The organism is Microvirga sp. 2MCAF35 (assembly GCF_052115545.1).
In the GTDB taxonomy this organism is placed as follows: domain Bacteria; phylum Pseudomonadota; class Alphaproteobacteria; order Rhizobiales; family Beijerinckiaceae; genus Microvirga.
The window spans coordinates 24,581-50,522 of record NZ_JBFRGW010000033.1 but is presented as its reverse complement, the minus strand read 5'-3'; the positions used below and the strand labels follow the sequence as shown (position 1 = coordinate 50,522).

General features: G+C 62.9%; 29 protein-coding genes and 1 tRNA gene. 15 read left to right on the top strand and 15 right to left on the bottom strand.

The window, feature by feature from the left end:
- Positions 1-360: 360 nt before the first annotated feature.
- The 3 genes from AB4097_RS16255 to AB4097_RS16245 all read right to left on the bottom strand — a co-directional run bounded on the left by AB4097_RS16255 (position 361) and on the right by AB4097_RS16245 (position 3,397).
- Positions 361-1,122, bottom strand: coding sequence for an ABC transporter permease (locus AB4097_RS16255; RefSeq protein ID WP_442041377.1), 762 nt, complete (start codon positions 1,120-1,122; stop codon positions 361-363).
- Positions 1,119-2,066: an ABC transporter ATP-binding protein gene (locus AB4097_RS16250; RefSeq protein ID WP_442041375.1), complete on the bottom strand. Its 948-nt coding sequence runs from the start codon at positions 2,064-2,066 to the stop codon at positions 1,119-1,121. Before AB4097_RS16250 ends, AB4097_RS16255 begins: the two co-directional genes overlap by 4 nt.
- 206 nt (positions 2,067-2,272) lie before the next feature.
- Entirely contained in the window at positions 2,273-3,397 is a 1,125-nt protein-coding gene (locus AB4097_RS16245) for a DUF2865 domain-containing protein (protein WP_442041373.1), read from the bottom strand.
- A 157-nt stretch (positions 3,398-3,554) separates the two neighbouring features.
- Here AB4097_RS16245 and AB4097_RS16240 point away from each other — a divergent pair, with 157 nt between their 5' ends.
- Both AB4097_RS16240 and AB4097_RS16235 read left to right on the top strand, forming a co-directional pair.
- Positions 3,555-3,938: a VOC family protein gene (locus tag AB4097_RS16240; RefSeq protein ID WP_442041371.1), complete on the top strand. Its 384-nt coding sequence runs from the start codon at positions 3,555-3,557 to the stop codon at positions 3,936-3,938.
- A gap of 63 nt (positions 3,939-4,001) precedes the next feature.
- A complete protein-coding gene (locus tag AB4097_RS16235; RefSeq protein ID WP_442041369.1) occupies positions 4,002-4,505 on the top strand; it encodes a CreA family protein in 504 nt (167 codons plus the stop codon).
- A gap of 3 nt (positions 4,506-4,508) precedes the next feature.
- Here AB4097_RS16235 and AB4097_RS16230 read toward each other — a convergent pair whose 3' ends face one another.
- Positions 4,509-5,120, bottom strand: coding sequence for a LysE/ArgO family amino acid transporter (locus tag AB4097_RS16230; protein ID WP_442041367.1), 612 nt, complete (start codon positions 5,118-5,120; stop codon positions 4,509-4,511).
- A 94-nt stretch (positions 5,121-5,214) separates the two neighbouring features.
- Here AB4097_RS16230 and AB4097_RS16225 point away from each other — a divergent pair, with 94 nt between their 5' ends.
- On the top strand, positions 5,215-6,105 hold the full coding sequence (locus AB4097_RS16225; RefSeq protein WP_442041365.1) for a LysR family transcriptional regulator ArgP: 891 nt from the start codon (positions 5,215-5,217) through the stop codon (positions 6,103-6,105).
- Here AB4097_RS16225 and AB4097_RS16220 read toward each other — a convergent pair.
- Positions 6,102-6,425 (bottom strand): hypothetical protein, encoded by a 324-nt coding sequence (locus tag AB4097_RS16220; RefSeq protein WP_442041363.1) that lies wholly within the window; start codon positions 6,423-6,425, stop codon positions 6,102-6,104. The genes AB4097_RS16225 and AB4097_RS16220 overlap by 4 nt on opposite strands.
- 293 nt (positions 6,426-6,718) lie before the next feature.
- Between AB4097_RS16220 and cysS the strand changes: the two genes are divergently transcribed.
- The 3 genes from cysS (at position 6,719) to cimA (ending at position 10,441) form a co-directional block, all read left to right on the top strand.
- Positions 6,719-8,188, top strand: coding sequence for a cysteine--tRNA ligase (cysS, locus tag AB4097_RS16215; protein WP_442041361.1), 1,470 nt, complete (start codon positions 6,719-6,721; stop codon positions 8,186-8,188).
- A gap of 151 nt (positions 8,189-8,339) precedes the next feature.
- A complete protein-coding gene (locus AB4097_RS16210; RefSeq protein ID WP_442041359.1) occupies positions 8,340-8,849 on the top strand; it encodes a GNAT family N-acetyltransferase in 510 nt (169 codons plus the stop codon).
- Positions 8,846-10,441 (top strand): citramalate synthase, encoded by a 1,596-nt coding sequence (gene cimA, locus AB4097_RS16205; RefSeq protein WP_442041357.1) that lies wholly within the window; start codon positions 8,846-8,848, stop codon positions 10,439-10,441. The genes AB4097_RS16210 and cimA overlap by 4 nt, the downstream gene beginning before the upstream one ends.
- Positions 10,442-10,471: 30 nt before the next feature.
- Here the strand turns inward: cimA and AB4097_RS16200 are convergent, their stop codons facing one another.
- Positions 10,472-10,825, bottom strand: a complete 354-nt coding sequence (locus AB4097_RS16200; protein ID WP_442041355.1) for a BA14K family protein — start codon at positions 10,823-10,825, stop codon at positions 10,472-10,474.
- A gap of 237 nt (positions 10,826-11,062) precedes the next feature.
- Between AB4097_RS16200 and AB4097_RS16195 the strand changes: the two genes are divergently transcribed.
- Complete coding sequence (locus AB4097_RS16195; protein ID WP_442041353.1) at positions 11,063-11,512, top strand: DMT family transporter; 450 nt, start codon at positions 11,063-11,065, stop codon at positions 11,510-11,512.
- 3 nt (positions 11,513-11,515) lie between these two features.
- On the opposite strand, the gene AB4097_RS16190 is transcribed toward AB4097_RS16195, so the two are convergent.
- Positions 11,516-12,124, bottom strand: coding sequence for a TIGR00730 family Rossman fold protein (locus AB4097_RS16190; RefSeq protein WP_442041351.1), 609 nt, complete (start codon positions 12,122-12,124; stop codon positions 11,516-11,518).
- A gap of 94 nt (positions 12,125-12,218) precedes the next feature.
- Between AB4097_RS16190 and AB4097_RS16185 the strand changes: the two genes are divergently transcribed.
- The 7 genes from AB4097_RS16185 (at position 12,219) to AB4097_RS16155 (ending at position 18,657) form a co-directional block, all read left to right on the top strand.
- Positions 12,219-13,550: a LysM peptidoglycan-binding domain-containing protein gene (locus AB4097_RS16185; protein ID WP_442041349.1), complete on the top strand. Its 1,332-nt coding sequence runs from the start codon at positions 12,219-12,221 to the stop codon at positions 13,548-13,550.
- Positions 13,551-13,656: 106 nt separating this feature from the next.
- Complete coding sequence (locus tag AB4097_RS16180) at positions 13,657-15,570, top strand: ABCB family ABC transporter ATP-binding protein/permease (RefSeq protein WP_442041347.1); 1,914 nt, start codon at positions 13,657-13,659, stop codon at positions 15,568-15,570.
- Between the two features lie 57 nt (positions 15,571-15,627).
- Complete coding sequence (locus AB4097_RS16175; RefSeq protein WP_442041345.1) at positions 15,628-16,329, top strand: phosphatidylserine decarboxylase; 702 nt, start codon at positions 15,628-15,630, stop codon at positions 16,327-16,329.
- Between the two features lie 278 nt (positions 16,330-16,607).
- Positions 16,608-17,456 carry a CDP-alcohol phosphatidyltransferase family protein gene (locus AB4097_RS16170; RefSeq protein ID WP_442041343.1) on the top strand — a complete coding sequence of 283 codons (849 nt, stop codon included), beginning with the start codon at positions 16,608-16,610 and terminating at the stop codon, positions 17,454-17,456.
- 86 nt (positions 17,457-17,542) lie between these two features.
- Positions 17,543-18,193, top strand: a complete 651-nt coding sequence (locus AB4097_RS16165) for a Maf-like protein (RefSeq protein ID WP_442041341.1) — start codon at positions 17,543-17,545, stop codon at positions 18,191-18,193.
- Between the two features lie 83 nt (positions 18,194-18,276).
- Complete coding sequence (gene yacG / locus AB4097_RS16160) at positions 18,277-18,480, top strand: DNA gyrase inhibitor YacG (RefSeq protein WP_442041339.1); 204 nt, start codon at positions 18,277-18,279, stop codon at positions 18,478-18,480.
- 101 nt (positions 18,481-18,581) lie between these two features.
- A tRNA-Phe gene (locus AB4097_RS16155) sits at positions 18,582-18,657 on the top strand.
- Positions 18,658-18,750: 93 nt separating this feature from the next.
- Here AB4097_RS16155 and AB4097_RS16150 read toward each other — a convergent pair.
- The 3 genes from AB4097_RS16150 to AB4097_RS16140 all read right to left on the bottom strand — a co-directional run bounded on the left by AB4097_RS16150 (position 18,751) and on the right by AB4097_RS16140 (position 20,457).
- On the bottom strand, positions 18,751-18,924 hold the full coding sequence (locus tag AB4097_RS16150; RefSeq protein ID WP_442041337.1) for a hypothetical protein: 174 nt from the start codon (positions 18,922-18,924) through the stop codon (positions 18,751-18,753).
- 736 nt (positions 18,925-19,660) lie between these two features.
- Complete coding sequence (locus AB4097_RS16145; RefSeq protein ID WP_442041335.1) at positions 19,661-19,891, bottom strand: hypothetical protein; 231 nt, start codon at positions 19,889-19,891, stop codon at positions 19,661-19,663.
- A 149-nt stretch (positions 19,892-20,040) separates the two neighbouring features.
- Positions 20,041-20,457: a hypothetical protein gene (locus AB4097_RS16140; protein ID WP_442041333.1), complete on the bottom strand. Its 417-nt coding sequence runs from the start codon at positions 20,455-20,457 to the stop codon at positions 20,041-20,043.
- A gap of 115 nt (positions 20,458-20,572) precedes the next feature.
- Between AB4097_RS16140 and AB4097_RS16135 the strand changes: the two genes are divergently transcribed.
- Positions 20,573-20,770: a hypothetical protein gene (locus AB4097_RS16135; RefSeq protein WP_442041331.1), complete on the top strand. Its 198-nt coding sequence runs from the start codon at positions 20,573-20,575 to the stop codon at positions 20,768-20,770.
- 134 nt (positions 20,771-20,904) lie between these two features.
- On the opposite strand, the gene AB4097_RS16130 is transcribed toward AB4097_RS16135, so the two are convergent.
- The 5 genes from AB4097_RS16130 to hutU form a co-directional block, all read right to left on the bottom strand.
- Positions 20,905-21,696 (bottom strand): ABC transporter ATP-binding protein, encoded by a 792-nt coding sequence (locus AB4097_RS16130; RefSeq protein WP_442041329.1) that lies wholly within the window; start codon positions 21,694-21,696, stop codon positions 20,905-20,907.
- Positions 21,693-22,469 carry an ABC transporter permease gene (locus tag AB4097_RS16125; protein ID WP_442041327.1) on the bottom strand — a complete coding sequence of 259 codons (777 nt, stop codon included), beginning with the start codon at positions 22,467-22,469 and terminating at the stop codon, positions 21,693-21,695. The genes AB4097_RS16130 and AB4097_RS16125 overlap by 4 nt, the downstream gene beginning before the upstream one ends.
- A gap of 105 nt (positions 22,470-22,574) precedes the next feature.
- Positions 22,575-23,516 (bottom strand): ABC transporter substrate-binding protein, encoded by a 942-nt coding sequence (locus AB4097_RS16120; protein ID WP_442041325.1) that lies wholly within the window; start codon positions 23,514-23,516, stop codon positions 22,575-22,577.
- Positions 23,517-23,683: 167 nt separating this feature from the next.
- Positions 23,684-24,262: a HutD/Ves family protein gene (locus tag AB4097_RS16115; protein ID WP_442041323.1), complete on the bottom strand. Its 579-nt coding sequence runs from the start codon at positions 24,260-24,262 to the stop codon at positions 23,684-23,686.
- Positions 24,262-25,926 (bottom strand): urocanate hydratase, encoded by a 1,665-nt coding sequence (gene hutU, locus AB4097_RS16110; RefSeq protein WP_442041321.1) that lies wholly within the window; start codon positions 25,924-25,926, stop codon positions 24,262-24,264. The genes AB4097_RS16115 and hutU overlap by 1 nt, the downstream gene beginning before the upstream one ends.
- Positions 25,927-25,942 lie beyond the last annotated feature (16 nt).

The window sequence follows — 25,942 nt, the reverse complement described above, 5'->3', positions numbered from 1 at the left end:
GTCGAGACGCACGAGAACTGGCTGGAAGCCCACCGCTACCTCAATATGGAGGATCTCAAGGAGCACAAGAAAACCACTCTTCGCGAAGCCGCTTAGCCAGCCCGACCGGCCGCCCCTCTTTGCAGAACTTGACGCACACAATCACGGGGGCCGAACGAAGCACAACGCTGCTTGCCTTTGCCTGGCATGCCACGGTTCTGGGTTCCCGCCTTCGCGGGAATGACACGGGCGCAGGTGCCAATGCCCTATCCCGATCCGGACCAACCCCGCCGCGTCATGGCCGGACTTGTTCCGGCCACCCGCGTCTTGGGAACCACAACGCTGCCAAGGGATGCTGGGCATGACGGATGCAGGATCCCCTTAAGCCTTGATCTTGTATCCGGTCCTGAAGACCCACCAGACCGCAGCGAGGCAGATCAGCATGAAGACCATGGTCATGGCGAGGCTCAAGCCGACGCTCACATCGGCGACGCCATAAAAACTCCAGCGGAAGCCGCTCACCAGATAGACCACCGGGTTGAACAGGGCCACCTTCTGCCAGAAGGGCGGCAGCATGTTGATGGAGTAGAAGCTGCCGCCGAGGAAGGCGAGGGGCGTGACGATCATCAGCGGGACGACCTGCAGCTTCTGGAAGCTGTCGGCCCAGATGCCGATGATGAAGCCGAAGAGGCTGAAGGTGATGGAGGTCAGCACCAGGAAGGCGATCATCCAGACGGGATGCGCGATGGAGAAATCCACGAAGAGACGCGCCGTGACCAGGATGATGGTGCCGATGATCACCGACTTGGTGGCCGCCGCTCCCACATAGCCGATCACCGTCTCCAGGGCCGAAATGGGGGCCGACAGGAGTTCGTAGATCGTGCCGGAGAACTTCGGCATGTAGATGCCGAACGAGGCGTTCGAGATGCTCTCCGTCAGGATGGAGAGCATGATCAGCCCCGGAACGATGAAGGCGCCGTAGCTTACGCCGTCGATACTGGCCATGCGCGAGCCGATGGCGGAGCCGAAGACGATGAAATAGAGCGAGGTCGAGATGACCGGAGACGCGATGCTCTGCATCAGCGTGCGCCAGGTGCGTGCCATCTCGAAGAGATAGATGGCCTTGATGCCGTACAGGTTCATGGGCGCCCCTTGACCAGGCTGACGAAGATCTCCTCGAGCGAAGATTCCGAAGTCTGCAGATCCTTGAAGTCGATGCCGTGCTCGCTCAGGCGGCGCAGAAGACCCGCGATGCCTGTTTCCTGCGTCTGCGTGTCGAACGTGTAGACGAGTTCGGTGCCGTCCGTGGAAAGCTGTAGATTGTCGGAGCGTAGCCCGGTCGGCAGGGCGGAGAGAGGGCTCTGCAGGTGCAGGGTGAGCTGCTTCTTGCCGAGCTTCTGCATCAGGACGTTCTTGTCCTCGACCAGGATGATCTCGCCTTTGCTGATCACCCCGATCCGGTCGGCCATTTCCTCGGCCTCCTCGATGTAATGGGTGGTCAGGATGATGGTGACGCCGCTCTCCCGCAGAGCGCGGACCATGTTCCACATGTCCCGCCGCAGCTCCACGTCGACGCCGGCGGTCGGCTCGTCGAGGAAGAGGATCTTGGGCTCGTGCGACAGCGCCTTGGCGATCATGACCCGGCGCTTCATGCCGCCGGAGAGGGCCATGATCTTGCTGTCCCGCTTCTCCCACAGGGAAAGGTCTTTCAGGATCTTTTCGATATAGGCGGGATTGGGCGGTTTGCCGAACAGGCCCCGGCTGAACGTCACCGTCGCCCACACGCTCTCGAACGCGTCAGTGGTGAGTTCCTGCGGCACGAGGCCGATCTTGGTGCGTGCCGCCCGGTAGTCGCGGATGATGTCGTGCCCGTCGGCCGTGACGGTGCCCGTGCTCGGATTGACGATCCCGCAGATGATGCTGATCAGGGTCGTCTTGCCGGCGCCATTGGGGCCGAGCAGCGCGAAGATCTCGCCCCGGCGGATCTCCAGATCGATCGTCTTCAGAGCCTGGAAGCCCGATGCATAGGTCTTGGCAAGGCCGGAGACGGAAATGATGGGATCGGAGGCGCCCGTGGGGCGGAGCATCTCAGGGGAATCGAGTGGTTTCATGCCGGGGTGATAGCATGACGGGGGATGGTGCGGAATGGGCGCGGGATCATGCCCCTCCGGCATCGTCACCGGCCTCGTGCCGGTGATCTCGAACAATTTGAGCGCCGCGCTTTTCCAATCGGGATGGCCGGCACAAGGCCGGCCATGACGTAGAGGGCGTCATCCCGGGTTTGCCGAGATCATCAGTTCTGGGCGTGCGGAACCGGAATGATGTTGGGAGCGATCACGCGCACGGTCTTCTTCTGGCCGTTGCCCGCGACGACCTCCTGCTTCGAGCCCTCGCCCTGGCCGACCACGGCATTGGTCTCGATGGATTGTGGTCCGATGCCGGCCGATTCCTTGCTGGCGGTCGGGGCGGCGGCGGCGATCTCGGCGGCTTCCTTGGACTCCTCGTCGGCTTTCTTATCGGCGGCCTTGCGGGCGGCCTGCACCTTTGGCCTGGAGAGCTCCTCCGCCTTCTCGGCGGTGACGATCACGTCGCCCTTGCGCTGCTCGAGCATGCTCTCAGCCTTGCGCAGAACCGCGGCCCAGCTTTCGCCCTGCTTCTTGCAGGCGCAGCTCTCGTCGAAGGTCTTGCGGAATTTGAAGGCGTTCGCCAGCGACGTATAGGGCTGGTTCGTGGAGAGCGAGGCAGCCCGGTTGAGGCCCTGATCACCGCCCGGATAGGCGAAGGCCAGGGTTTCCGTGCCCGGGCAGAGGGACTGGCACATCTCGTTGGCGCTCTGTCCGCCACCCGGGGGAGTGGTCAGCGGGAAGAAAGACCCGTCGCAGGTCTTCACGCAGATCAGGCGTCCGCCACCCATGGAACGCGGTTCGTCGTCGGCGATGATCGGCTGCCCCTCGGGCATGATCTCCTGCTGCTGTTGCTGGCGCGGAGCGCCGAACAGTGATTCGAAGAAGCCACGGGGTTGGTCGGTCGAGCAGGTCTGCTGGATGGCGACCTGCAGCTGCCGGCGGCGTGCCTCGATCTGGCTCTGGTCGACAGCCTGCGAGGCGAGCTGGGCATAGCCGGCCTCGAGTTGGCGGATCTGCTGGGCGATGGAGCCGCATTCGGCCGGGGCCGGACCCGACAGGAAGCCGAGCGGGCCGCGTTCGCAGCCGATGTTGCGGTAGTAGCCGACGAGGCGGTTGATCTCCATCCGCTGGGCCTGCATCTGCCCGGTCGGCGCGCTGCCGCCGCTGCGGTCCAGGGAAGCGAGTTCAGCCTGGAACCGCTGACACTGTGCCGACTGGGCATAGGCGGCCTGCCCGGCGGCCAGAAAGGCCGTCACGGCGATGAGGGAGCGGAGAAAAGATATCTTTGCCATAGAGCTGATCGCAGAACCGGTCCGTTGCGGCATCGAATGCCTGGGTCAGGCAGGTCATGTGCCGCTGGAATTTGACCCTATTGTGATTAACGCCTTGCCCCCTTCGAGGGAAGCTGTCTAGCTTCCTGCGAACAGCGACTCCGAAAAGTGATCCCGCATGTACTCCCATACGACGATCGGAGCAAATGACCTTGCCCGGGCGAGAACCTTCTACGATGCGGTTCTGGCGCCTCTTGGCCTGGAAGTCCGCTTCTCGGACGACAGCATCGTGGGCTGGGGCTTGGCCGGCGGCCGACCGCAATTCCTCGTCGTGCGCCCCTTCGACGGCAGAGAGTCGAGTGTGGGCAACGGCGCCATGATCGCGCTGCTCGCCTCGAAGCGCAGCCTGGTCGATTCCTGTCATGCGGCTGCCCTCGAGCAAGGCGGAACCGACGAGGGGCCGCCTAGCCTGCGGCCTCAATACCACCGCAACTATTACGGGGCCTATTTCCGCGACCTCGACGGCAACAAGATCTGCATCGTCAGCCATCACGCCGAATGAGCCCTCGTCAAAAGCCCAAGCCATCCCCACATGACAGCGTAACCGTGGGAGATGACTGGTACGATGCTTGCTCGAATTGCCTTGGCTCTGGTTGTGACGATGGCTGCCGTGACCGGCGCTGCTGCCCAGGAGCCCGACCTGATCTTCAAGAAGTCCACGGTCTGGCGGGCGCTCACCCCCGACGACAAGCTCGCGGTTTACGGGATCGACGATCCCGTAGTCGAAGGCGTGGCCTGCCATTATACGACCCCGGAGCGCGGCGGCATTTCCGGCACCTTCGGCGTGGCCGAGGAAGTCTCGGACATCTCCCTGTCCTGCCGGCAGGTGGGGCCGGTGAAGTTCAAGCAGAAATTCGGCCAGGGCGACGTGGTGTTCAGTGAGCGCCGGTCCCTGATCTTCAAGAAGATGCAGATCGTCCGCGGCTGCGACGCCAAGCGCAACACCCTGGTTTACATGGTCTATTCGGACCGGCCTATCGAGGGTTCGCCCAAGAACTCCACCTCGACCGTCCCGCTGATGCCCTGGGGCACCGAGGTTCCGCCCAAATGTGGGGAGTGGCTGAAATAGGGGTCAGGTGGCTGCCTCGCCGAGCAGCAGCCGCGCCGCCGTCACCCACATGATGAGCCCGATGGCGACGTCGAGGATCCGCCATGTGACGGGCCGGGCGAAGAATGGCTTCAGGAGACGGGCGCCGAAGCCGAGGGAAAAGAAGAACGTGAAGGAGGCCAGCATGGCGCCGGCGGCGAAGGATCCCTTGTTCTGGTCGAACTGCGTCGAGATGGAGCCGATCAGGACCACCGTATCCAGGTAAACATGCGGGTTGAGCCAAGTGAAAGCGAGGCAGGTCAGGACGACCCGGCCGAGGCTTTCCGGCGCCGCCTCGGACGGCCTCAAGGAAGCATTCCCGAACGCGGCCATGAAGCTGCGCGCCCCGTACACGAGAAGGAACGCGGCGCCGCCATAAAGTAGGATCGTCTTGGCCCAGGGCACCCTCGCGCTGAGCTGCGCGAAACCCGACACGCCTGCCAGGATGAGGACGGCATCCGACAGGGCACAGGTGAGACAGACGGCAAAGACATGCTCGCCGCGCAGCCCGACCCGCAGGACGAAGGCGTTCTGCGCTCCGATGGGAAGAATGAGGCTGAGGCCGAGCAGGAAGCCGGCGAGAAGGGTTGAGGTCATGTCGATGGTCCGAGAAGCAGTCGACGCCTCATAGACCCTGACATAGGATTAGTGCACTTAAACAATCTCATTCCGAATTAGAAAAACTAATCCGATGCTGGACTATGCCCTTCTCTCCGCCCTCGCAGCCGTCGTGCGTACCGGCAGTTTCGAGCGGGCGGCGGAGCATCTCAATGTCACCCCCTCGGCTGTTTCCCAGAGAATCAAGCTGCTGGAGGAGCGAATCGGAGCCGTTCTCGTGGTTCGGGGCCAGCCCTGCACGGCCACAGACGCCGGTCAGCGATTATGCCAACATGTGGAACAGGTCGCGCTGCTTGAAAGCTCTTTACGCCGGACCCTGCCCGGACTTCAGCCCGAGAGCCGTCCGGTCACCCTGCGTATCGCCGTAAACGCGGACAGCCTCGCCACCTGGTTCATTCCGGCCATGGCGCAGACGACAGGGTTCCTCTTCGATCTCGTGATTGACGATCAGGACCACAGTGCCGAGTGGCTGAGGCGAGGGGAGGTCTTGGCCGCTGTGACCTCCCATGGCAAGCCGATCCAGGGCTGCGACAGTTATTCGTTGGGCAACTTACGGTACCTTGCGACCGCCAGCCCCGCGTTCGTGGAACGATGGCTGCCGGACGGCTTGAGCGAGCATTCGGCGGCTCATGCGCCCTGTCTCGTTTTCAACCGGAAGGATCAGCTTCAGGCGCTCTGGCTCCGGCGGGCCTTCGGTGCGGATGTCGTGCCGCCTGTCCACTGGCTGCCGTCATCGCAGGCTTTCGTGGATGCCGCCTTGTCAGGGTTGGGATGGGGAATGAACCTGGAAGCCATGGTTCAGAAGCACATCCGCTCCGGTCGCCTTGTGGCCTTGGAGCCTTCCGATCCGCTGGAAGTGTCCCTGTTCTGGCAGCAGAGCCGGATCGTCGGTCCGCTGCTGGGAGATCTGACCCGGGCTGTCGTCGAGACCGCCCGGACCATGCTCTCACCCATGCCGACTTAGTTGGAGCAGGTTACGGAAACCGGGCGCTCCTCGGGGGTGAGGGCAGCCTTCTGGATGGCGCCCGTTACCTCGTCAGGGTTGATCTGGCGATAGGAAACCGCCTTGGCGTAGCCATGAGCCTCGCACCAGGCGGTCGCCACAACTTGGCCACATGCCTGGGTTGTGATCAGGCATTCCGCGACGCCATAGCCGTCGGCGGCGGGGACCATGAAGGTGGCTTCGGTCGAAGAGGCCTGGGTACCGTTAGGAAGCAGCGTCAGGGACGCGGCTGCAAGAAACACGACAGTACCCATTCCGAGCATGGTGAATGCGCGGCGCATCGCAGACCTCTTTTGTTGAACTCGGGCCATTATGCCACGAGTGTGCGTGAACAAAGCTCTAACGCGCTTTGCTGGGACGCGTTTCATGCGGCCGTGCAAATAAAACATGCTTACCGAATCGGAAACCTTGACGTCCCAGGGGCGAAAAGGCATTGATGGCTTCATGAACACGGCAACGATCCTCATTTCCGGGATTATTTGCGGCTAGCGCATTTCGCTGGCTGGAGCCGTCTCGTTCTCATTCCAAGATCGAAACCATTCTCCGGCCTGCGGCCTGACAGGGATTTGGTTTCATGGCGGCAAGCTTGAGGCTCTACAACACGTTGACCCGGTCGAAGGACGCTTTCGTCCCGATCGACCCCGGGAACGTGCGCCTCTACGTCTGCGGACCCACCGTTTACGACTACGCTCACATCGGCAATGCCCGCCCGATCATCGTCTTCGACCTTCTCTTCCGTCTGCTGAGATATGTTTACGGTAAGGAAGCCGTCACGTATGTGCGCAATATCACCGATGTGGACGACAAGATTAACGCCCGGGCCGCCCGGGATTACCCGGGCCTGCCCCACAACGAGGCTATCCGCGTCGTTACGCAGAAGACGGAAGAGCAGTTCCACGCCGATATCCGGGCGCTGGGCGTGCTCATGCCGGAGGATGTGAACGAGGCGGGCGAGGCTCCTCGCTTCGTCGAGCCCCGGGCAACCGAGCACATCGACGAGATGCGCATGATCATCGAGCGGCTGATCGCGCGCGGCGCGGCCTATGTCGCCGAGGAGCACGTGCTCTTCTCCGTCGCCGCCATGCAGAGCCTGCCGAACGTCCCGAAATATGGCGCCTTCTCGAAGCGCTCCCTCGACGAGCTGCTCTCGGGCGCCCGGGTGGACGTGGCGCCCTACAAGCGCGACCCGATGGATTTCGTGCTCTGGAAGCCTTCCGGCCCGCAGGATCCCGCCTGGCCGTCGCCGGCGGGCATCGCGACCCCGGGGCGTCCCGGCTGGCACATCGAGTGCTCGGCCATGTCCTGGAAACATCTGGTTCAGGCTTTCGAGACGCGGCTTTCCTGCTCCGATCCGACCGAGCGCGAGATCTTCGACATCCATGGCGGCGGCATCGATCTCGTCTTCCCGCACCACGAGAACGAGATCGCCCAGAGCTGCTGCGCCTTCGACACCCCACGCATGGCCAATGTGTGGATGCACAACGGCTTCCTGCAGGTGGAAGGGGAGAAGATGTCGAAGTCCCTCGGCAACTTCTTCACCATCAACGAACTCCTGCAGGATTGGCCTGGCGAGGTTTTGCGCTTCAACATGCTGCGCACCCATTATCGCCAGCCGATCGACTGGACGGCCAAAGGCCTCGAGGAAAGCGAGAAGACACTCGACCGCTGGTACGAGCTGGCCGGCCGGGGCGAGAATGCGTATCTGTCGGATCACATCGTCGATGCGCTCGCAGATGATCTCAACACGCCGAAGTTGCTGGCGGAGCTTCATGCCCTCGACGGGCAGGGGGCTCACGAGGAGCTCGGCTCGAACCTTCGTGCGCTCGGATTCCTTCTTGAAGGCGCTGATGCGTGGAAGAGCCGCAAGCAGGCCTCGCTCGGCGTCGATCCGGCACAGGTTGAGGCCTTGATCGCAGCCCGCAAGGAAGCGCGTGCGGCGAAGAATTGGACCGAGTCGGACCGCATCCGCGACGAGCTCGCCGCGCTCAATGTGGTCGTGAAGGACAACAAGGACGGCACGACCACCTGGGAGGCTGCGCGATGACCGTCATGAATTTCTCCTCCGTCATCACCGGCCTTGTGCCGGTGATCCCGAACCGAAGGGCGCGGCATTTTTCAAATCGGGATGGCCGGGACAAGCCCGGCCATGACATGCGTGAAACGAGTCGCACATTCAAAGCAGGAAAGGCACGCTGATGGGACAGGCCTTGCCGAAACCGGGACTTCGTCCCTTCCTGCCGGCGGACCTGCCGGTCCTCGTCGACATCTACGAGGAGAGCATCGCGGAGCTGACGGGCGAGGATTACAGCGAGAGCCAGCAGGAAGCCTGGATAGCTCGTGCCGAGGACGATTCCTTTGCCGAGAGGCTGACGAAGAGCTTGACCCTGATCGCGACCGTCGAGGGTTCGCCCGTTGGGTTCATCGCGCTGAAGGACAACGAGCTGATCGACCTGTTCTATGTGCACCCCGCCGCTGCCGGGCAGGGGATCGGCACGATGCTCTACGACGCGGTGGAGAAGCTTGCCGGAGCGCGCGGCGCCGCACGTCTCGTGGCAGAGGTCAGCGACAATGCGCTGCCGTTCTTCCAGAAACACGGCTTCCAGCCGCAGCGCCGCAACACGATGCCGCTCGGCGACGAATGGCTCGGCACCACGACCATGGAAAAGCGCCTGGCGCCCCAGGAAGACAGGAAATTGTCGTCATGAGCCGCGAACGCATCACCCTCTTCGACACGACCCTGCGTGACGGGGCGCAGACCACCGGCGTGGACTTCTCCCTCGAAGACAAGAAGGCGATTGCAGCCCTCCTCGACAAGCTCGGAATCGATTATGTGGAAGGCGGCTATCCGGGGGCGAACCCGCTCGACACGGCCTTCTTTGCCGAGAAGCGCACGAAGAGCGCGAAGTTCACGGCTTTCGGCATGACGAAGCGGGCAGGGCGCTCCGTCTCCAACGATCCCGGCGTCGTGGCGCTGCTTGAAGCTGAGGCCGACGCGATCTGCTTCGTGGCGAAGTCCTGGGACTACCATGTGCGTGTGGCGCTCGAGACGACGCCTGAGGAAAACCTTACGGGCATCCACGAGAGCGTCGAGGCCGCCCGCGCGAAAGGCCGAGAGGTTCTCGTCGATTGCGAGCATTTCTTCGACGGCTACAAGGCGAATCCCGATTATGCATTGTCCTGCGTGAAGACGGCCTATGAGGCCGGAGCCCGTTGGGTCGTGCTCTGCGATACCAACGGCGGCACGCTGCCACACGAGGTGACGGAGATCGTCAAGGCGATGACGTCGGTTGTGCCGGGCGAGCATATCGGAATCCACGCCCATGACGATTGCGGCTGCGCGGTAGCGAATTCCCTTGCCGCCGTGGAGGCGGGCGCCCGCCAGATCCAGGGCACGCTCAACGGGCTCGGCGAGCGCTGCGGCAACGCCAATCTGATCACGCTCATCGGCGCGCTGAAGCTGAAGGACGGCTACGCGTCCCGCTTCAACCTCGGCGTCACGGACGATGCCTTGAGCCAACTTACCCATGTCTCGCGTCAGGTGGACGAGATCCTCAACCGGCAGCCGAACCGTCATGCGCCCTTCGTAGGTTCTAGCGCCTTCGCGACGAAGGCCGGAATCCATGCCTCGGCCGTGCTGAAGGATCCGCACACCTATGAGCATGTGGAGCCGGAAGTCGTCGGCAATGCGCGAAGACTCCTGGTGTCGGACCAAGGTGGTCAGTCGAACATCCTCGCCGAATTGAAGCGCTGCGGCTTCGACCTCGAAAAGGGCGATCCGCGCATCGCGCGCGTGCTCGACGAGGTGAAGCGCAAGGAGGCGCAGGGCTTCGCGTTCGAAGGCGCGGACGCGTCCTTCTACGTGCTGGTCAAGCGGATGCTGGGCGAAGTGCCGGCGTTCTTCGATGTGGAACGCTTCTCCGTCAATGTGGAACGCCGCTTCAACGCGGTCGGCGAACTCGTCACCGCCTCGGAAGCCATCGTGAAGGTGCGCGTGGGCGACGAGGTGCTGATTTCCGCCGCGGAGGGCAACGGCCCTGTGAACGCGCTCGATGTCGCGTTGCGCAAGGATCTGGGCAAGTACCAGCACCTGATCCAGGATCTGGAGCTGGTGGATTACAAAGTCCGCATCTATCAGGGCGGCTCGGACGCCGTGACGCGTGTCCTGATCGAGTTCACGGACGGCTCAGGCGAGCGGTGGACCACGATCGGCGTGTCGGCCAACATCATCGATGCCTCGTTCCAGGCGCTGACGGACTCGATGGTCTACAAGCTGTTGAGGAGCAAGGCATCGCTGTAGAGTGGGGGGCAAAGCTCCAGTTCTCGCCGCTCAGCGGCAAACGTGACGGTGGCCGTCGCTCCCCATGAAGGTGTTCGAGCTCGGGTCGTAGGTCCGGAACTTCTGAGTGCAATAAGACGCATGCATTTGCGCCGAACCCGCCTGCGGCATAGTCCCTGCGATGCTGCCGGTCGACATGGGAGCCGCGACACCCGGGACATCGGGGTCATACGGGTTCATGGTGGTTGTCGGACCGTTCTTTCCGAATTGGTCCCGATGATTGCAGTAATAGGTCAGGGCATCCTGATTGGTCGTACAGTCTAGATTTACGTCCTGGGCTTGGGCGGAAGACAAATACCCGGATATCAAGCCGCAGGCGGCGATTAGGAAGAGAGGCTTCTTCATGACCATCTCCTGTTGATGGGATCGGAGATTGCTGCCGCCCGAAAATGTGCTCTTCGAGTTTGGTTCAAATGCGGGGGCCAAAATCACATTTGCGATACTCAGTTTTCACGAATCTATTTAAGAACCTGTCAGATCCAGCATTCAGATCACGCTGTCGGCGAATGTCGGAGCTTCATGCCCATTGATTGCATCTGAAGCCGCGATACACAGGCAAGCGTTCTTCCCAGCGGAATTCCCATGAACATCTCGATCCTGCTGCCGCTCCTCGGCATCCTTCTCGGCGGCGTATTCCTCGCTTCCCAGGCCCCCATCAACGCCGCCCTGGCGCGATCTCTCGGCGACCCGATCCTGGCCGCCTGCATCTCGTTTGGAATTGGCTTCGTCATCCTCGCGGCAATCAGCGTCGTGAGGGGCTCCTGGCCGTCCGGCAGCGCCATGGCGGCGGCACCCTGGTGGTCCTGGCTCGGCGGCTTTCTGGGCGCCTTCTATGTCGCCATCGTCATCTGGGGCGTACCCCAGCTCGGCGTGGTCAGCACCGTGGCGGCCCTGGTTTTCGGGCAGGTTGCCGCCGCGCTGGTCCTCGATGCCGTGGGCGCCTTCGGGCTTCCCGTTCAGGAGATCACCTGGCAGCGGCTCGTTGCGGCGGGCATGATCCTTGGCGGCCTTGTGCTGTCCCGCGCAGGATGATGTTTAAAACCGGGTTTCGATCTCGTCTTCGTTGCCGACGATTCCGACCCGCCGTGCAGCATTTTCGAGCATGGGGATGACCTCTTCCACCCGCTCGGCCACCAGATAATTGAGTTCTAGGCCCGGGCGAATGAAACCCTGTTCGCGCATGTGCGCTATCAGAGTGAGAAGGGGCTTCCAGAAGCCCTTGGTGCTCAGCATGAGGATGGGCTTGGTGTGCTGGCCGAGCTGCGACCAAGTCATCTGTTCGACGAGTTCTTCGAGCGTTCCGATCCCGCCGGGCAGGGCCACGAAGGCATCGGCCTTTTCGAACATAAGGCGCTTGCGGGTGTGCATGTCGGGCACGACGATGGTTTCCTGCACATCGTCGAGGAGCTTTTCGCGGGATTTCAGGAAATCAGGGATGATCCCTGTGACATAACCGCCGCGGTCGAGCACGGATTGAGCCACCGTGCCCATGAGGCCCACATTCCCGCCGCCATAGACCAGATTGATGCCCTGCTCGGCCATGGAGCGGCCCAATACGGCCGCATTCTCGGCGAAAACGGGATCGTCTCCGAAGCCGGAGCCGCAATAAACGCAAATGGATTTGATCGGTCTGATGGATGACATGTCTATTCTGGGGAGGCGGGGAGCCTCCCGCGCTGAGTCGTGAAGCATTAATTGTCCTTTATGGCCGTAGCCTTTTGAAAGATAAACGGTTTAAATGCACGAAAGTGCCGCGTTCGAGAAAAGCACCATGGCGGATCCGAAGGAAATCAAGGGTACAATCGCGTTGCTCGGCGTCGCCGCTGCAGCCGTTGTCGCAGTTCTCCTCGGGGTGCTTTACTGGTCCTGGACCGGCGGGTCCGACCCTACGCAGAGCGCCATGCCCGCCCAGCCATCCTCTGCATCCCAGACCGGCCCTGGCCAGCAGGCTGCCGCCAAGCCGGCGAACCCTGGGGAAGCTTCCCCAGCAAAGCCCAAGGACGGGCCAGTCGCACCGTCCTTCGATCTGGTGCGGGTTGAGCCGGACGGCGAAAGCGTAATCGCGGGTCGCGCCGCGCCCGGAGCCACCATCGAATTGTTGAGGGGCGATCAGGTTCATGCCCGGGCCGCGGCTGATGCCTCGGGCCTCTTCGCCATCGTGCCTCCGCCCCTGCCGCCGGGCTCCCATCTGGTGGTGCTGCAATCCATTGCGCCGGACGGCACACGCCAGCGCTCCTCTCAGAGCGTGACGGTCGTGATCACCGACGCCAAGACGCGGCCGCTCGTGACCCTGACGGCTCCTGACAAGCCGACGGTGGTCCTCTCCAATCCCGAGCCGCCCGCCAAGGTGGCCGAGGAGACCAAGCCTGAGACGAACACGGCCGAAGCATCGCCGGCAGCGCAGCAACCGTCTCAACCCGGAGCGCAGCAGCAGGCAAGTGCCGCACCGTCGACGTCCTCTCCATCGGCTGGCCCCGCGCAACCGGCTCCGCGGCCCGAGATCAAGATCGTGACCGTCGATGCGGAGGAGGGGAAGCTCTTCGTCTCCGGCCAGTCGGCGCCTGGTGCGACCGTACGCCTCTACCTCAACGAGAGCTTCATCGCTCCCGGCGGGGCGGGCGGCGACGGCAAGGTGTCCTTCTCGATCGCGAATGGCGTGAAGCCCGGCGATTACCGGATCCGGCTCGACGACGTGGATCCGGTCTCGGGACAGGTCAGGTCACGGGCCGAAGTGGGTTTCAACGTCCCGGTCCAAGTGGCTTCCGGACAGCCTCAGGCCCCGGGATCAGCCCAGCCGGCCGCCGCCCGGGTCCAGTCCTCCCGCGAGGTGGCGTCCGCCTTGCCTGAGGGCCAGATGGCCAGCGCCGGAACGGTTGTGGTCCCGAACATCAGCACCACCATCGTGTCGCGGGGCGACAATCTCTGGCGCATCAGCCAGCGGATCTACGGCCAAGGCCTGCGCTATACGGTGATCTACGGCGCGAACCAGGAGCAGATCAGAAATCCGAACCTGATCTATCCAGGGCAGGTTTTCGTCCTGCCGGGCGATCAGGGGCCGAAGAGCAACTGAAGCGCTCATATGATCCTCCCTGAATTGGAACATTACTAAACTTGGGGTGAATTCATCCCGATGATCGCCTATATCGAGGTCCGACACTTCGATTGGATTCCCGCGTATGCCTCCCTCTACCGCCGTCCCGAAGACGAGCGCTGCTGCGCCAAAGCCCAACGGCTTGGCGGCCACCTGGACGAAGCTTTGGCCCTATCTCTGGCCCCATGGCAGGCCCGATCTCCAGCGTAGGGTCTTCCTGGCCTTCGGCCTGCTGCTGGTGGCGAAGGGCGTGACCATGGTGACGCCCTTCGCCTTCAAATGGGCGACGGACGCTCTCGTGGCGGTCACGGGTGGCGCTGGCCGAGGCGCCGAGGCGGCGGCCACCTCGGGGTCCTGGCTCTGGAAGGCGCCGATCCTGCTGACCGCGATCTATGGGGTGACCCGCATCCTCATGGCCGTCCTGACCCAGATGCGCGACGGCCTCTTCGCCAAGGTCGCCATGCATGCGGTGCGCAATCTCGCGCTTCAGGCGTTCGAGCACATGCACCGCCTCTCGCTGCGCTTTCACCTGGAGCGCAAGACCGGCGGCCTGACCCGCGTGCTGGAGCGCGGCCGCGAAGGCATCGAGGAATTGTCGCGCCTCGTGGTGCTGACCCTCGTCCCGACAATCCTCGAATTCATCCTTGTGCTGGGGCTGCTCGCCTGGCAGTTCAACTGGGTCTATTCCGCCGTCGTCTTCGTAATGGTCGTCGTCTATCTCGCCTATACCTACAAGGCGACCCAATGGCGGATCTCGATCCGCAAGCAGATGAACGATTCCGACACGGATGCGAATACCAAGGCGGTCGATTCCCTGCTGAACTACGAAACGGTGAAGTATTTCGGCGCCGAGCAGCGGGAGACCGCCCGCTACGACCGCTCCATGGCGAAGTTCGAGAGCGCTTCCACTCAAACCTATACGTCGCTCGCCGTCCTCAATGCCGGTCAGGCCGTCATCTTCTCCATCGGCATGGCCATCGTCATGGTCCTGGCCGCGCGGGATATCATGGCGGGGCGAGCCTCCATCGGCAGCTTCGTTCTTGTCAACGCCATGCTGGTGCAGCTCTATATCCCGCTGAACTTCATGGGCATGCTCTATCGCGAGATCAAGCAGGCCCTCATCGACATCGACGACATGTTCGCGATCATCGAGCGCAATCCCGAGATCCAGGACAAGCCCAGCGCCAAGCCGCTCCACGTGGCCGAGGGCATCGTGCGCTTCGAGGACGTGCATTTCGCCTATAACCCCGAGCGCCCCATCCTCAAGGGCGTGAGCTTCGAGGTGCCGGCGGGCCATACGGTGGCCATCGTCGGACCTTCGGGCGCAGGCAAATCGACCATCTCGCGCCTCCTGTTCCGCTTCTACGAGCCCACCAGCGGCCGAATCCTCATCGACGGGCAGAGCGTCGCCGAGGTGCAGCAGGCCTCCCTGCGGAAGGTCATCGGCATGGTTCCGCAGGATACGGTGCTGTTCAACGACACCATCGGCTACAACATCCAGTACGGCCGCTGGGATGCGACGCCGGAGGAGGTGCGGGAGGCGGCGCGTCTCGCCCAGATCGACCGCTTCATCGGCCTTCTGCCGGAGGGCTACGACACACCCGTCGGCGAGCGGGGACTGAAGCTATCAGGCGGCGAGAAGCAGCGTGTGGCCATCGCCCGCACGATCCTCAAGAGCCCCCCGATCCTGGTGCTCGACGAGGCGACCTCCGCCCTCGACACCTTCACCGAGAAGGAAATCCAGGACGCCCTCGACCGGGTCAGCCGAGGGCGGACCACCCTGGTGATCGCCCATCGGTTGTCCACAGTCATCGGTGCCGACGAGATCATCGTTCTCGACCAGGGCCGGGTGGTCGAGCGAGGCAACCATGCGAGCCTCCTGAGCCTTGGCGGGGTCTATGCCGCCATGTGGAACCGCCAGCGCGAGGCGGATCAGGCCCGAGAAACCCTCAAGCGGACCGAGGAGGAAGAGCGTAGCCCGGAGAGCGTGGCAGGTTGACAAAAAGCTCTTTCGCCTGCCATCCCCCAGATAAATGCTCTTAAGGCTTGAGAAAATATGACCGATATCCTGGAATCGATGCGCCGCATCTTCGTGCCGATCCACAAGGAGGGGTATCCCTTCATCCTGATCGCGCTGTTTGCGACGATCGTCCTGGCGTGGCTCTGGTCACCGCTGGGCTGGATCGGAGCAATCCTGACCGTGTGGGTCTGCTACTTCTTCCGCGATCCGCCGCGAGTAACGCCGATCCGGGAAGGCCTCGTGGTTTCCCCCGCCGACGGCCGGGTGAACCTCATCACCACCGCCGTGCCGCCGGCCGAACTCGACCTGCCGCCCGAGCCGATGACCCGCATCTCGGTCTTCATGAACGTGTTCGACTGCCACGTGAACCGGTCGCCGGTCACGGGCCGGATCGCCCAGATCCTGTATACGCCGGGCCTCTTCCTCAACGCTGAGCTCGACAAGGCGAGCGAGGACAACGAGCGCAACGCTCTCGTGATCGAGACGGCAGGCATCAAGATCGGCGTGGTGCAGATCGCGGGCCTCGTGGCCCGGCGTATCGTGTCCTTCGTGAAGGTGGGCGAACATCTGAGCACCGGCGAGCGCTTCGGCCTCATCCGATTTGGTTCGCGCCTCGATATCTTCGTTCCGCTCAACGCCCAGGTTCTCGTGGGCCTCGGCCAGACGGCGGTGGCCGGCGAGACGGTGCTCGCGGATCTCACGGCCAACGAGCCGGCGCGACAGTACCGCGTGGGCTGATGCCTTCCCACCCGCTGAGAGGAAAGGCTTCTCGGCGGGCGTTCGGGCGGAACCGTTTACGCGGCTTGTGCTTTTCCGTCACGCGCAAACTGCCCAGCTCTGCTTGCCGCTCTCCTCTTGATGAGCGCATCGCTCAAGGTGGAAAACCGGATCCACTTTCTCACACGATGCGCTAGAGCTGTTTCCACTGACGTGGAATCAGCTCTCTTCTTTGCTTTGCCGCATTTTTGGACGGTGAACCGGATCCACTTCACCGAAAAATGCTCTAGGTTGGTGCCATGAGTGACCTTTTCCCGCCCTTCGCTCCGGATCCGAATGAGCCCCGCAAGCGGCTCTTCAAGCCGGTTCCGTTCCGGATGATCGCCCCCAACATCATCACCCTGATAGCCCTTTGCCTGGGGCTCTGGGCCATCCGGCTGGCGTTCGACGGGCAATATGAAAAGGCCGTCGTGGCGGTGATCGTGGCCGCCTTCCTGGATGGGGTCGATGGCCGGATTGCTCGCCTGCTGAAGGGTACCTCCCGCTTCGGTGCGGAACTCGATTCCCTGGCCGACTTCCTGAATTTCGGCGTGACCCCGGCGCTGATCATCTACAGTTTTGTCCTGCACGAGCTGGGACGCGTGGGGTGGATCGGCTCCATCGTGCTCGCTATCGCGGCGGCTCTTCGCCTTGCTCGGTTCAACGTCATGATCGACGACCCGAACCGGCCCGAATGGAAGAAGAATTTCTTCGTGGGCATGGCGGCGCCTATGGGAGCCATGTGCGCCTTGCTGCCGCTTTACCTGTCCTTCCTCGGTATCCCTATCCAGGAATCCTCCCTGGGACCCGTCATCCTCGTTTACGTGGTCGGGGTCGCCTTCCTCATGGTCTCGACCATCCCGACCTATTCGGGAAAGACCATGGGTAAATACGTGCCGCGCCACTGGGTCCTGCCGATCTTCGTCTTGTCGGTTGCGGCGTTCGGCCTGCTCATTAGCTTCCCTTGGGAGATGTTGAGCCTGATCACCGTTGCCTTCCTGGTGACGATCCCGATCAGCGTGATGCGGTACCGCAAGCTGGACCGGCAGGATGGCGCAGGCGATGCCGGGGCCACCCAGTCCGGAATCGAGCCGCCACCCGTCGCTTGATCGTCTTGATTCGAGCCGGCCCGGTGCCATGTTGCACCCAGCGTGGCCGTTTGCGTTTATGAATATCCTGGAGCGTGGAGAGAAAAGTGGCGTCTTCTTCCGAGGTGTCGAATCCCAGCGGGCGTCCGAGGCTCGTGCTCGCGTCCGCGTCGCCACGCAGGCTTGGCCTTCTGCAGCAGGCCGGCATCGAGCCTGATGCACTCCTGCCCGCCGATGTGGATGAAACCCCGTTGAAGAACGAGGGGGCCAAGGATCTGGCCAAGCGCCTAGCGCGCTCGAAAGCGGAAGTCGCCCGGAAGGTTGCCCGGGTCCGCGAGGACCTGAAGGATGCCTATGTCCTCTCCGCGGATACCGTCGTGGTCGTCGGCAAGCGGATCCTGCCCAAGGCGGAGCTCGTGGACGAGGCGGCCGGCTGTCTGCGACTGCTCTCGGGTCGCGCCCACCGGGTCTACACCTCGATCTGCCTGATCACACCGAAGGATTCCATTCGCGAGCGCCTAGTGGAAACCCGCGTCCGCTTCAAGCGCCTCTCGCGCGACGAATTCGAGCGTTATCTCGCCTCCGGCGAGTGGCGCGGCAAGGCGGGTGGCTACGCCATCCAGGGCCTCGCAGGTACCTTCGTGGTCAAGCTGGTCGGGTCCTATTCCAACGTGGTGGGCTTGCCTCTCTACGAAGCGGCGGCCTTGCTCGATGGGGAGGGCTATCCCGTCCGTTCCAGCTGGCTCGACGCGGCCTGAATTCGTTGCATTGATGTGAGCGCTGTCTTGCGCGTCCGGGCACCGGCAACCACGTTGCCGTTCAGCAGGAAAGGAGGTGCGCGATGAACGCCGCCAATGAGAACAAGCCCCTCGCTTCAGATGGCAAATGCCCCATCTGCGGCAAGCCCGCCCAGCCTGAGTACCGACCCTTCTGCTCGAAGCGTTGTGCCGACGTGGATCTGAATCGTTGGCTGTCGGGCACTTACGCGATTCCAGCTGTCGAAAGCGAGGAGAACGACCGCGACGAGGACGATAGGGAAGCCTGAATCGATTTCCTGGAAAATTTGTCGTTCGAACCGCTGGACATGCGGCTCAGGTCTGACTATACACCCCTCCACGACGCGCACGGCTTCGCCGCGCATCGGATGCCCAGGTAGCTCAGTTGGTAGAGCATGCGACTGAAAATCGCAGTGTCGGTGGTTCGATTCCGCCCCTGGGCACCACTTTCCTTCCTTCAATTCCAAAGGTTTGAAGCCTTGCGCGGCTTCGAAGTTTCCCGCGGGTACTCGGGCATTCGATGCTCGCTTGGCTCGCCCTTATCCAGCTCTCTTCGCGGCCTTGTGCAGCTTCAAGTTGTCGAGTTTGTGATACTCATATTGCGCAAGTGCTGCTCCGATTTGGCCGAAAAGCGCTCCGATCATCAGTCCCGTAATGATGATAAGCGGCAGTTGGCGCCAATCGATGTGAGTTTTGGTCAGATCCTGTGTCATCGCTCTTTCTCGCATGAGCCGTAGGTTCACTACGTGGTTGTTCGCGATGATCCTAGCACGTCATCGTGCGGAGTTGAGTAGAGAGCGCAGCCTGCTGAGCAAGGGAGGTGCTGGTCGAGTAAAGACAACCTCAATCCGAGCGGGACGTTACACGCGAGTACCACCACCGTCGTCCGGCGGTTTCCGCCTCGCGAGCGGCCTCGGACGCATTTATCATGAGCGATGATCGAGGGTGTGAGGTCTGCTGTTGCACGAGTAAGATCGCTGCGCGCGCCAAGACCCGGAACTCCTCTTGCAAGAGGTCGGGAGCATCATCCCAAGCGTCGGAATGCTCGGTGGCATAAAACGCCTGCGCGACACGTTCAACTTGGTTCGGCGTCATGCAAGTCTCCCTGCACCCATTAACCAGATAGGTAATAAAAGAGGTATTCGTTCCCTCACTCTTTCGAGGTACCACATCGGATAAGCATCAAAGTCATGAATTGAATGGAGTTGCTACCACTTTAGAGCAGAGAATATTCTAGGATTCTTTCCAGGGATAATTGCCTGGCGGTGCTCATCCGGCTGATCGTCGTAGGCGACCATGACCTTAGCCTAAGGATTGCAGATGGAAGCCGCGTTCAAGGCCCCCGAAGCTACACCGGCGGACCGGCGCTAACTCTGCAATGCGATCCTCATGTATCGGTCACGTGGGACAAGTCAGCTGCGGTCATGGATATACGCGATCCACACCCGGTCACTTCTTGGCGCAGATCGCCCGAGCGGTCATGCCCCTTGAGCCGTCGCTCGTCGAGAAGCAGTAGACGCTCGATTCATCCATGTCGAAACGGTCGCCCCGGCTGCAGGTGCCGTTGATGGGATACTCATCCTCGTCGCAGCGCGCCATGCATCGCCCCTGTGCGGCGCATTCCTGCACGAACACCCTCAGGATCGTACCGGAGAGCCCTGGCTTGCCTTCCGGTCCCATCTTTCCCTCCAGGCCGACGGGGCCGGGGGGACCCACCGGGCCGGTCAGTCCGGCGGGGCCTATCTGCCCGACAGGACCTGGGGGGCCAATGGGGCCGATCTCACCAGCGTTGCCTTGCGGGCCGGGGGGTCCTGCGGGACCAATGGCTCCTACGGGGCCAAGCGGTCCGACTGGGCCCGGCTGCCCAGCCGGTCCAGGTTCGCCTCGCGGCCCTGGCGTCCCTTGAGGGCCCTGAGGTCCCTGATAGCCCGCCAGGCCCTGAGGTCCCTGTGGCCCAGGCGGGCCTGCCGGCCCTTCGGGGCCGATTGGTCCCGCTGGACCCTGCTGCCCTCCGGGGATGGCTTGCGCTTCCGCATTCCCGGCCGGCCCCGGAGGGCCGGCGGGTCCTTGTGGCCCTGCCGGACCGGCAGGGCCGGTCTCACCACGCGGACCCACCAAGCCGGCAGGCCCTTGCGGGCCCGGAGGACCCTCAGGCCCGACGGGACCTTGCGGACCGGGAGCACCGTCGTGACCAGGCTCCCCCTGAGGACCAGGTGGGCCAACAGGCCCGGGCTGAGCTGGGACAACGGCGGCCTCCTGCTGGGCTGCGCCAGACCCTTCCGGACCGCGCTGGCCGCAGAATCCGATAACCGCCTGCCGCTGCTCGTTCTCCGCCTGGAGATTCACGATGCAGGTGGCGGGATGGTAGGGGATCCGGAAGGTAAATCTGCCGCTGGCATCCGCCTTCGTTTCGAACCGTTCGTCGAGGAAGACGGAAATCTGCCGCGGTCTGCTCAATCGACCGATGACGCGCAACTCACCCGCAGTGATCATCGCCTGATCAATGACGATATCCGCCATGGCAGGCATGCTGCTGGCGATCAGGATGGATCCGGCTAACAGGCGTTTGAGCATTGTGCCTTCCCGCTTCAGAGACCCAGAGCGTCGCCTGAAGGTGCCTGAAGCGTCAATTCATCCGGAAGGGTACCGCATATGCCTTATGTCGTGCGCACGATCCTGTAGCCGCAATAGTCTCAATGCACCCCTTCCGCCTGCATTGCCTCGACGCGGATTTCCTCGGTCAGCTGGGCCTTCAGGCTCGAGAATTCCGGTGTGGTCTTCATCCTGTAGTGACGCGGATGCGGCAGATCGACCGCGATGTCGGCCTTGATGCGGCCGGGGCGGGCCGACATGACGATGACGCGGGAGGCAAGGAAGATCGCTTCCTCGATGTCGTGGGTCACGAAGAGAACGGTCTTGCGCTCGCGTTCCCAGATGCCGAGCAGCAGCTCCTGCATCAGGCCACGGGTCTGGTTGTCGAGGGCGCCGAAAGGCTCGTCGAGCAGCAGGATTTCCGGGTCGTTCGCGAGCGCGCGGGCAATGGCCGTGCGCTGCTGCATACCGCCGGAAAGCTGCTTCGGATAATGGTTCTCGAAGCCGCGCAGGCCCACCTTTTCGGTGTAGGACGCGACGATCTCGTGGCGCTCAGCCTTCGGCATGCCCTTCTCGCGCAGCCCATAGGCGATGTTCTCGGCAATCGTGAGCCAGGGGAACAGCGTATAGGACTGGAACACCATGCCCCGGTCGGCGCCGGGGCCCTTGATCTCGCGGCCATTGAGCATCACGCGGCCGCCGCTTGGACGATCGAGGCCCGCCACGATGCGCAGGAGCGTGGATTTTCCGCAGCCGGAGGGTCCGAGGATCGTAATGAAATCGTTCTGCACCACCTGCAGGTTCGTGGGCTCCAGCGCCCGCACGGGCGCGCCGCCGCGCACGCCAGGAAACACGCGCGAGACGCTGTCGATCTGGAGGATCGTGCCGGTCATGCGAGCCTCCACGGGAAGAGGGAACGGTTGAGGGCCTTGAACAGGAAGTCGGAGATGAGGCCGATCACGCCGATGACGATGATGCCGAAGATCATCTGCCCCGTCGCGAGAAGCGCCTGGCTGTCGATGATCATGTGACCGATGCCCGAGGAGGAGCCGATGAGCTCCGCAACGATCACGTAGGTCCAGGCCCAACCAAGCACGAGCCGCAGGATTTCGGCGATCTCCGGCGCATTGGCGGGAATGAGCACGCGTTTCACCACGCCCCGGTCCTTCGAGCCTAGGGTATAGGCGGCTTCGACGAGATCCCGGCGCGTGTTGCCGACGGCGACCGCCACCATCAGGATGATCTGGAACACGGAGCCGATGAAGATCACAAGGAGCTTCTGCATTTCGCCGATGCCCGCCCAGAGGATGAGGAGCGGCACGAAGGCGGAAGCTGGCAGGTAACGGGCGAAAGACACGAAAGGCTCGAGGAAAGCCTCGTAGGATTTGTAGGCACCCATCATGATGCCGAGCGGCACCGCCACGAGGGCAGCAAGAACAAAGCCGCCGACGACGCGCCAAACCGTGACGCCGATATCGTTCAGGAACCCGAAACGCGTGAGCAGCAGCCAGCCGTCCTGCACCATGGTGATCGGATCGGCCAGGAACGTGCGCGAGACGAAGCCACCCAGCGTCGCGAAGGCCCAGGCCGCGAAGAAAAGAACGAAGAAGGAAATGCCGAGCGTGACGCGCGTGCCCTGGCTGACGGGTTCTAAAGGACGAGGCATGACAAATCTGTTCTGCCATCCGGCCCTGGTGTGCTGGATGGTATACATGAGGAAAGGTCAGGCGATGGCCCGCAAAAAATTCGGACCATCGCCGGGGCAACGGCGTTACTGGATGAAGCTGGTATCGGCGAGCGTTTCCATGTCCGGCTTCTGCTTGATGATTCCGGTTTCGAGTAGAAGGTCGGCGGCTTCAGCCGAGAAGGTCTTGAATTCGTTTGCGAAGAACTTCTTGTTCTGCTCACGGTCCTGCCAGCGCAGGAACTGGGCCGACTTGCCGAAGGCCTCGCCGGTCTGCTTCACGTCCGCGCCCATGATCTCGTAGGCCTTCGCCTGATCCTTGGCGATCATATCGAGAGCCTCGAAATAGCTGTCCGCGAAGGCCTTGGCAGCCTTAGGATTGTCGGCAAGGAACTTCGGAGTGCAGCCGAAGGTGTCCATCACCATCGGATAGTCGAGCGTCGTGGCGATGATCTTGCCGGCTTGCGGAGCCGCGCGCACGGAAGAGAGGTACGGCTCGTAGGTCATGGCCGCGTCGTTCTGCCCGGCGATGAAGGCTTGAGCTGCAGGACCGGGCTCCATATTGACCACGGTCACGTCCTTCACGGAGAGACCGTTCTTCTTCAGCATCCAGGACAGCGCGAAATAGGGCGACGTGCCGGGCGCGGAGGCCGCGACCTGCTTGCCCTTGATGTCCTTGATGGAAGCGATGTCGTTCTTCACCACCATGCCGTCGGCACCGTAGCTCTTGTCGAGCTGGAAGATCTGCTTGGTGGGAACGCCGTTCGCATTCCACACGATCCAGGTCTCGACCGTCGTCGCGGCGCATTGGATGTCGCCGGATTGGATGGCGAGGTGGCGGCTCGCCTGTGGGACCTTCTTGATCGTGACGTCGAGGCCGTTCTTCTTGAAGATGCCGGCTTCCTTCGCGAGCGTCAGGGGTGCGAAGCCCGTCCAACCCGAGATGCCGATCGCCACCTTCGTCTCCTGCGCCGAGGCGGACCCGACCGCCAGCGCCAACACGGCCAAACCACCCAATATCGCCTTCATTGCTGCCTCCGTTCTATCCGAATCCCTGGCTCGTTCCATTTGCCGTGCCTCCCGGCCGGCGTTATTCTGCGAGCGGGCGAATGGCATCATGCCGGAGCGGCAATGTCAAATGTATAGACATTTATATCTGCCGCCCTTTTGGGCACGGCGAGCCAAAATTTGCGCTCCTATGGCTGGTCAGGTCTAATCTCAACGAGAATGGCATAGCCGGTTCCGGACAGCAGGATAAGATCCTGCTTCGCTTCCAGCATCAGCACGTCGAGCTCCTGGAGCGAATGGATCGTCGAATCTAGCGTCACGTCGAACGGACCGTCGAGTGGGACGAGAAACGCGACGCTGGTGTCCTCCGACAGCAGCGCAACGCCGGATTCGACGAACCGCGTCCGGTGAACGAACTGTCCACGGCGCGTCATCACGTTGAGGTCGCGGATTGGCCCCGAGAGAAGGCGCCCGGTGGTGATGTCGTCGCCCGAGAAGGAAAGCTTGGGCGAGGCCTTGTCCAGCGGATAGACGATGCCCTCCACGTCGAGCTCGATGCCGTCGCCTTCGACCACGATCAGGGTCCGGTCGATCCCCGGAAAGATCGAGAACGGGCCGTCTGAGGCCACATCAGCCATGCTGATGCGCCAGCCGAAGGTCTCGAAGGTCGAGCCCTCCGGAAAGGCGGCGACCTCCGCGGTGGTGCCGCCGCCGTTCTTCCACGGAACTCTAACGAGATCCTCGTTGCGGATGACGCGAGCCTGCATCACCGCAGGCTCGGCAGATTGAGGCCGTGCTCGTGGGCGCAGTCGATGGCGATGTCGTAGCCCGCATCTGCGTGGCGCATCACGCCGGTCGCCGGATCGTTCCACAGAACGCGCTCGATGCGTTTGGCCGCTTCCGGCGTGCCGTCGCAGACGATCACCATGCCCGAATGCTGCGAAAAGCCCATGCCGACGCCGCCGCCATGGTGCAGCGAAACCCAGGTGGCGCCGGACGCGCAGTTGAGCAGCGCGTTGAGGAGCGGCCAGTCGGAGACGGCATCCGAGCCGTCCTTCATGGCTTCAGTCTCGCGGTTGGGGCTTGCGACCGATCCGGAATCGAGATGGTCGCGACCGATCACGATAGGAGCCTTCAGCTCGCCCTTGGCCACCATCTCGTTGAAGGCGAGGCCGAGGCGGTGACGATCGCCGAGCCCGACCCAGCAGATGCGCGCGGGCAGGCCTTGGAACTTGATGCGCTCCTTGGCCATGTCGAGCCAGTTGTGCAGGTGCTTGTTGTCTGGCAGCAACTCCTTCACCTTGGCGTCGGTCCTGTAGATGTCCTCCGGATCGCCGGAGAGCGCGGCCCAGCGGAACGGTCCGATGCCGCGGCAGAAGAGGGGGCGGATATAGGCCGGCACGAAGCCCGGGAAGTCGAAGGCGTTGTCGACGCCTTCCTCTTTTGCCATCTGGCGGATGTTGTTGCCGTAATCCAGGGTCGGAACACCTGCCTTGTAGAAATCGAGCATGGCGCGCACGTGCTCGGCCATGGATTGCTTGGCCGCGTGCTCGACGGTCTTGGGGTTGCTCTCGCGCTTGGCTTCCCACTCGGCCAGGGTCCAGCCCTTCGGCAGATAGCCGTTGATCGGGTCGTGGGCCGAGGTCTGGTCCGTGACCGCGTCGGGACGGATGCCGCGCCGGTAGATCTCGGGGAAAATCTCGGCGGCGTTGCCGAGAAGGCCGACCGAAACCGGCTTCTTGTCGCGGCAGGATTGCTCGATGATGGCCAGCGCCTCGTCGAGGGTGTCTGCGCGCCGGTCGAGATAGCCGGTGCGCAGACGCATCTCGATGCGGCTTGGCTGACACTCAACAGCCAAGCACGAGGCGCCCGCCATGGTGGCGGCGAGCGGCTGCGCGCCGCCCATGCCGCCGAGGCCACCGGTGAGGATCCAGCGGCCGGAGAGATCGCCGTCGTAATGTTGGCGACCGACCTCCACGAAGGTCTCGTAGGTGCCCTGCACGATACCCTGCGTGCCGATATAGATCCAGGAGCCGGCCGTCATCTGGCCGTACATCATGAGTCCCTTGCGATCGAGCTCATGGAACTTGTCCCAGGTGGCCCAGTGCGGGACGAGATTGGAATTGGCGATCAGCACGCGCGGTGCATCCGCATGGGTGCGGAACACGCCCACGGGCTTGCCGGACTGCACGAGGAGCGTCTCGTCATCGTTGAGATTTTTCAGCGCGGCAACGATGCGGTCGAAGCTCTCCCAGTCACGCGCGGCGCGGCCGATGCCGCCATAGACGACGAGTTCGCTCGGCTTCTCGGCCACGTTCGGATCGAGATTGTTCATCAGCATGCGCAGGGGCGCTTCTGTCAGCCAGCTCTTGGCGGACAATTCGGTGCCATGGGGAGCGCGGATCACGCGGGCGTTGTCGATGCGGGTCATGGGACGGATCCTCGGA